Source organism: Candidatus Proelusimicrobium excrementi, from assembly GCF_937881865.1.
GTDB lineage: Bacteria > Elusimicrobiota > Elusimicrobia > Elusimicrobiales > Elusimicrobiaceae > Proelusimicrobium > Proelusimicrobium excrementi.
In genome coordinates this window covers 1-4,318 of record NZ_CALGEO010000101.1, presented here as the reverse complement: position 1 = coordinate 4,318, position 4,318 = coordinate 1, and the positions used below count along the sequence as shown (strand labels likewise).

The following is a 4,318-nucleotide window of genomic DNA, read 5'->3' as shown; positions in this document are numbered from 1 at the left end:
ACATGGGTAATAGCCCGCGGGGGGAGGGTGGTATTTTCCAAAGCGAACAAATCCGCGCCGGAATCCGAATCGTGAGCCCTGCACGGCAATTTGGCGTCCGGGTGCAGCCTCTTTACTTTAATAATCATAAAAAACCTCTAAATTAATTTGAAAACGGCGAAGGATACCAGCGTAACCAATACAAACAGCAAAGCAATCAAAGCAGGCTTAAGATTAACCGATACGGACTTGGCCGGTACCGTTCCCGAAGAAGCGGCGGACGGAGCCTCGCCTTTATCGTTATCCTGCAAAGACCAAAGGCTTACTACGCCCAAAAGCCCGCCCTCGGAGTCCGTAACCGGCAGAAAAGCGGCATTGTTTTTTAAAAGCAAATTACGCGCTTTTTTTACTCCGTCAAAAGGGCTTAATTTTATAAAATCCGCAGTCATTACCGAACCGGCCAAGCTTTCCGGCGGATAAAAAGAAAGCTGATTTGCGGGCAAAACGCCGCACAGCTTTCCGCCTTTGTCCAAAATGTAAACGACAAGCGGCACTTTCGCCGACGGAAGCGTTTTTATACGGGCGATAATGTCTTTTACTTTGGCGTCGGTTTTAAAAGTTATAAAATCGCTCTTCATAAAGCGGGCCGCGCTTGCTCGCGGATAGCTTAAAACGTCTTCCAAAGCTTTTATCTGTCCGGGCTCCAAAGCGTCTATCAGGCGTTTTTTGTAATGGATGGGCAAATCCAGCATAATTTCCCCCGCGCGCTCGGCCTTAAGGCCCTGCATTATCCGCGCCGCCTGCTTTATGTGCAAGCGTCTTAAAAGGAATGCGGCTTTTTTGGGATTCATATTTTCCAGGCAGGCTATTATGGAAGAGGCCCTCAGCCCGGAAAGCCAAAAAACCGCTTCGCTCAGTGCGGTCTGCTCTAGGGAAAGAGCCGCCTTTTCCGGGGAAGCGGAAATAAAATCTTCCAGCATTTTGGAGCCGCTGGTTTTATGCTGCATTGTATCAAACATTAATAAATTATAGTATATTGCAAAGCAGGCGCAAAATATTATCAAGGGGAATATTTATGTACTTTACAAAACCCGTCAACAAGCTTACGTTTCAGGAAGTGGTGCACTTTTTAAAGCAGGGCGTGCCGGAAAACACCTTGCTCGACTATAAATATATGCTGCCTAAAGATAATGAAAAATTCGCCAAAACCATTGCGGCTTTCGCCAATTCCATGGGCGGCACGGTGATAATAGGCGTAAAAGACGAACACGATAAACCCAAACCGCCTTTTACCGGCATAGCCTTCCACGGCAAAATACGCGGGCAGATAGAAAGCATAATACAAAACTATATAGACCCGATAGTATTCGTGGATATCGCCACATGCAAAGATCCGAAAAGCAACAATATGTTTGTAGTCGTAAATATCCCCCAAAGCAATCTGACGCCGCACCTTGTCGGACGCCTGAAAAGAGCTTATATAAGGACGGGGCAGGCCTCCAGGCCGGAAGTCATCGTCCACCCCGATAAACTGCCCTGGCTTATGGATAACCGCCGCAAAAGCCAAAATCTGCGCCATATACTTTTGGATAAAGCCGAAGCGCACTTTAACAACTTTCTCAGGTCCGCCGGCAAAGAGCCTTCTTCCGTACAAGCCGTTTGCGGTTTTACGCTTATGCCCTTATATCCGCAAACGCCGATAGCAGATTATAAAGCTTTGCCGTCAATCTTACAAAAACTCGCTTTTGACTGCGCCGGGCAAACCTGGCCTGAACAAGGCACGGTAAACAGCGTGCAGGACGGCATAGTGCTTAATCCCGCCCGCAGTTTAAGCGCATGGGAGCTTAACTGTTACGGATTAATATCCCAAAAAACCGTTTTGGCCGGGGAAGACAGCTACATAGATATGCCGCGCTTTTTCAAAGAATGCGTATTGTTTTTCAAGACGGCTTCAAGGTTTTACGAAGCGATAGGCTATATAAGCCCGCTCCTTTTAAGGGTAAAAATAGCCAATGCGCGCGGAGCCAAAATAAAAACACCCAACGGCGAAAAAGAAATTATAGAAGATTATGTCCGTTTGGATAAAAACGTTCAGCCGCTGCTTTTAAGCGGGAACATGGCGCAGTTTTCTTCCGAAATTTTGGAAGAACTTTCATGGTCGCTCAATTTGCCCATGTCGCAGGAGGAGGGCGGCTTGAAAACGGCTCATGATATACTGCAATCCTGCAAAATTATATAATTATAGTAATATGAAAATCATTAACGCGGACTGCCTTGTAATAGGCAGCGGAATAGCCGGTTCCTTATATGCTTATATAACGGCGAAAGCGGGGCTTAAATGCGTGCTGGTTTCCAGCGCGGACATAGACACCTGCAACAGCGCGCTTGCGCAAGGCGGGATAATATACGAAAAACACCCCGACTTAAAAAACCTTCTTAAAGACATACAGCTCGCCGGCGGCGGCAAATGCAACGAAAAGGCCGTCCTTTCGGCCTGCGCCGAAGGCTTTAAAGACATAGAAAAATACTTTATTAAAGAATTTAACACGGATTTCAACCGCTCGGAAGAAGGCGAACTGCTTTTGACCAAAGAAGCCGCCCACAGCAAAAAAAGAATTATTTTCAGCAAAGACACTACGGGCGAAGCCATTATAAGCGCGATGCAGAAAAAACTTAAGAATTTAAAAAATCTTAAGATAATGCACCACTGCAACGCAATAGATTTATTGACGCTTTCCCACAACTCTACGGATTATTATGATATTTATAAGCCTCTTACATGCTTCGGCGCTTATGTTTTGGACAACAAAACTTTGGAAGTCTGCGCCGTTACCGCAAAAAAGACGGTTTTGGCGACCGGCGGCATAGGCCAGATTTATAAATATACCACCAACTCTCCCGCCATTTACGGCGACGGCATAGCCATGGCATACCGCATCGGCGCAAGGGTTATAAATATGGAATATACCCAATTTCACCCGACGGTATTTGCAAAAGGCAGAAGCGCGCTGATATCGGAAGCCGTCCGCGGCGAAGGCGCCGTTTTAATCAACAAAAACGGCAAAGCTTTTATGGAGGAATATCACCCGTTAAAAGATTTGGCCCCCAGGGACGTTGTTTCCCGCGCGATAGAACATGAAAGACTTAAAACCGGCGCGGACTGCGTTTATTTGGATTTATCCTGCATGAGCGCAGATTTCATAAAAAAACGCTTCCCCCATATTTACAAAACCTGCCTTGACGGCGGCGTGGATATAACCAAAGAACCTATCCCGGTAGTGCCGGCGATGCATTATTTTTGCGGCGGGATATATACCGACCTCAGCGGGCGGACAAACATACTAAACCTTAACGCCATAGGCGAATGCGCCTGTAACGGATTTCACGGAGCGAACCGCCTTGCAAGCACTTCGCTTTTGGAAGCGACGGCTTCGGCCTCGCTTACGGCTAAAGCCGATATTAAGGAAATAAGAAAAAACAAATTCTATATTCCTAAACCAAAAGACTGGGAAAGCCCCAAAGCTCTGCCGGATAAAAACCTTATTTTGCAGGATATCTCCGTAATAAAAAGCACCATGTGGAACTACGTCGGGCTGATAAGGAGCGCGTCGCGCTTAAACCGCGCGGAAAAAATCTTAAGGCATTTGCATAACGAGATTTCCGTTTTCTATAAAGGTTATAAAATAACGGAAGATTTGCTTAAACTCAGAAACGCCGCCCAAACGGCATTACTGATAACTTACGCCGCGCTGAAAAACAAACAAAGCTGCGGTACGCATTACAGGGAAGATTAACTCCCAAAAAGATTCTGACGGCGGGCCGGCTTTAAAAGCCGGCCTTTTTTTATTTGAACGAAAAGTACGGTTTATTCAAAATGAAACCCCGCCTTTGCTTTCGCTCGGGCGGGGCGGTTAGTTGAGAGAACTGCTCTCCCTAAAAAATAATTTTTAATCGCAGACGACTTGCGGAGTGGGCCGTCCTTTGGAAATACTCTTGCAGCTGGGGCCTTTTAAAGCGTCATATCCGATTGAAGCAGAATCACAACATATTCCTTTACAAAATTTAGCGGACCAATACCCGTTGCTTGCATTTAAATACATATTCCGCATGGCAGTATTTGCGCAGGAATAAGAAGAAGACCATTCACATTGAGCCGTACAAGTATAAACGGCATTTGATACGCTGGCGTGTGCCTTTGTAGCCCCGGGAGAGCAAACACCTTTCGGCATAACCTAAACTTACGCAGGCAAAAAGCTAGGCTCATGGCAAGTAAAATTTGATTTTTGTTTTTTGCGGGCAACTCACAAAAAAATAGCAACTGCTATATTGTTACGCTTAT

3 protein-coding genes are annotated in these 4,318 nt (G+C 46.1%); 2 read left to right on the top strand and 1 reads right to left on the bottom strand.

The window, feature by feature from the left end:
• Positions 1-137: 137 nt before the first annotated feature.
• Positions 138-998 carry a CBS domain-containing protein gene (locus tag ACQY26_RS04560; protein ID WP_428047948.1) on the bottom strand — a complete coding sequence of 287 codons (861 nt, stop codon included), beginning with the start codon at positions 996-998 and terminating at the stop codon, positions 138-140.
• Between the two features lie 56 nt (positions 999-1,054).
• On the opposite strand from ACQY26_RS04560, the gene ACQY26_RS04555 reads away from it, so the two are divergent.
• Both ACQY26_RS04555 and ACQY26_RS04550 read left to right on the top strand, forming a co-directional pair.
• Entirely contained in the window at positions 1,055-2,218 is a 1,164-nt protein-coding gene (locus tag ACQY26_RS04555) for an AlbA family DNA-binding domain-containing protein (RefSeq protein ID WP_428047946.1), read from the top strand.
• A 10-nt stretch (positions 2,219-2,228) separates the two neighbouring features.
• Positions 2,229-3,773: an L-aspartate oxidase gene (locus tag ACQY26_RS04550; protein WP_428047945.1), complete on the top strand. Its 1,545-nt coding sequence runs from the start codon at positions 2,229-2,231 to the stop codon at positions 3,771-3,773.
• Positions 3,774-4,318 lie beyond the last annotated feature (545 nt).